The following is a 2,136-nucleotide window of genomic DNA, read 5'->3' as shown; positions in this document are numbered from 1 at the left end:
TGGCCCTCGCTGGCGTAGGTGAAGCTGTAGCTGATCGAGAAGGCGAAGGCCCCCTGCCCCAGCGCCGCCAGATGCTGGGCCTTCGTCAGGCGCAGGTTCTGGCGGAAGATGAGACAGCCGAGGAACAGCAGGGCCGAGGCCAGGCCGAACCGCCAGACGATCGAGGCCAGCGGCGGCACCGTCCCCAGCTGCAGGGTGATGGCGTACCAGGTCGTGCCCCAGATCATGGCGCAGATGATCACGCCCACGACGCCGAGCAGTCTGGCGCGGGACATGGGCAGGCGGGCGACGGTTGCGGCTTCAGTCGGGGAGGACATGGTTCGCAGATGAACCGCGTCGGCACGGGGCGCAAGCGCGGTTGTCGCGATCCGGCATAAGGACGGCTTATGACGTCCGGATGCCGCCGGTCAGGCGCGCAGTTTGAGCCCGGCGCGGACCTCGGCGGGCACGGCCTGATAGACCGTCGCGGGACGGATGTTCAGCCGCTCGCGGACCTGATCCAGCGGCTGGTCGAACAGGGCCTCGTAGTCGAGCCCGGGCAGCCAGCGCGCGGCCTTGCCGTTGCGATACGCCTGCCAGACGGCCCGCCGCGCGGGCACCGAACGGGCCTCGCGCCGGATTTCCCGCGCCGCGCCCCAGCCGATGAAGGCGAAGCCGAGGTTGCCGGTCTGGCCATAGGAGAACGACACCACGCAGGCCTCGCCGAGGGCGTCGGTGCCGTAGCCGGTCAGGACGTGCCAGATGTCGTGGATGTCGCGCAGGCGGCGCGAGTACCAGAGGATCGGATGCGGGGCGTCGATGAAGGGCACGACCTCGCGCTCGACCTCGGCCAGGCCGTCGGCGGTGAAGCCGCGGGCCTCGCGGAAGGCGCGGTAGCCGGCCCCGACGGTGCCGGCCTCGAACCGCGCCAGCCAGGCGGGATCATCCAGCTTGTGCGCCAGTTCCTCGCGCAGGAAGGCCTGCCGGCCGCCCTCCATGGTCGCCAGCATCCGCTGATAGCCGCGCGAGACCGACCGGCCGCTCAGGGCCTGCATGATGCGGAAGACCTGGACCGTGTCCTCCTTGTCGCGGATCAGCCGCTGGAAGGCGCGCAGGGCCGTGAACGGACGCAGGCCTTGGGGACGCAGCTTGCGGAAATCGTCGACTTCGGCGGTCAGGGTCATGGCGGGATCCGGTCGGCGCGCGCAATGTGGCTGTGGGCCGCGTCTGGCAGGAACGGGGCCGCGTAGCTTGGGTTATCGACGATAACACTGTTTGAAGGCCGCGTCTTTGATGTCCAGCTCCGGTACGGCGCCGCCGGTCCCCCGGCTTCAGTCCCTCGCCCTGGCGTGGCCGCCCCATGTGCTGCGTCAGGAAGACGTCGCGGCCAACGGCGCAGAAATGTTCGCCACCACCCACGGCGGGTTCGAACGCCTGGCCCCGATCTATCGCAACGCCCTGATCGAGACGCGGCATTCCTGCGTCCCGATCGAATGGTACCTTGAGCCGCACAGCTTTTCGGAACGCAACGACCTGTTCCTCGAGAACGCGGTCAGGGTGCTGGCCGAGGCCGCCGGCAAGGCGCTGGCGCAGGCGGGCCTGGAGGCGGGCGATATCGACGCCGTCGTGGCCGTCTGCACGACCGGCATCGCCACCCCCGCGCTCGACGCGCGGCTGATGCAGGTGATGGCCTTCCGGCCTGACATCCGGCGGCTCCCGGTCTTCGGACTGGGCTGCGCGGGCGGGGTCGTGGGGCTGGCGCGGGCCGCGGATCTGGCGCGGGCCCATCCCGGTGAGCGGGTGCTGCTGCTGGTCGTCGAACTGTGCGCCCTGACCTTCCGGGCGCAGGACCGGTCCAAGAGCAATCTGGTCGCCACCGCCCTGTTCGGCGACGGCGCGGCGGCGGCGGTGGTCAGCTGCCGCGACGACGCGACCGGACCCGTGCTCGGCGCCAGCCGCGAGCATACCTGGCCCGACACCCTGGAGGTCATGGGCTGGGACGTGGCCGACGACGGGCTGAAGGTGGTGTTCAGCAGCGACATCCCGACCCTGGTACAGAACGACTTCCGACCAGTCGCGATGGACTTTCTGGCCGATCAGGGCCTGACGTCCGCCGACATCGGCGGCTTCGTCTGCCATCCGGGCGGCGCCAAGGTC

The 2,136-nt window shown here is 70.3% G+C and carries 3 protein-coding genes; 1 reads left to right on the top strand and 2 read right to left on the bottom strand.

The annotated features are described in order from the left end of the window. Positions 1-317, bottom strand: a 317-nt coding sequence (locus V6M42_RS04850) for a DMT family transporter (protein WP_332677522.1), incomplete at its 3' end; no start/stop codon positions are given. A 90-nt stretch (positions 318-407) separates the two neighbouring features. Further along, positions 408-1,163 carry a Coq4 family protein gene (locus tag V6M42_RS04845; RefSeq protein ID WP_332677521.1) on the bottom strand — a complete coding sequence of 252 codons (756 nt, stop codon included), beginning with the start codon at positions 1,161-1,163 and terminating at the stop codon, positions 408-410. Between the two features lie 109 nt (positions 1,164-1,272). On the opposite strand from V6M42_RS04845, the gene V6M42_RS04840 reads away from it, so the two are divergent. Further along, a partial coding sequence (locus V6M42_RS04840; protein ID WP_332677520.1) for a type III polyketide synthase occupies positions 1,273-2,136 on the top strand: 864 nt, incomplete at its 3' end.

Origin of the sequence: Brevundimonas sp. (genome assembly GCF_036677305.1) — a bacterium.
Taxonomy (GTDB): domain Bacteria; phylum Pseudomonadota; class Alphaproteobacteria; order Caulobacterales; family Caulobacteraceae; genus Brevundimonas.
This window is presented reverse-complemented; position numbering and strand designations above follow the sequence as displayed.

Excerpts from the sequence above, each read along its gene's own strand:
- V6M42_RS04845 (WP_332677521.1), bottom strand. The coding sequence starts at position 1,163 with ATGACCCTGACCGCCGAAGTCGACGATTTCCGCAAGCTGCGTCCCCAA.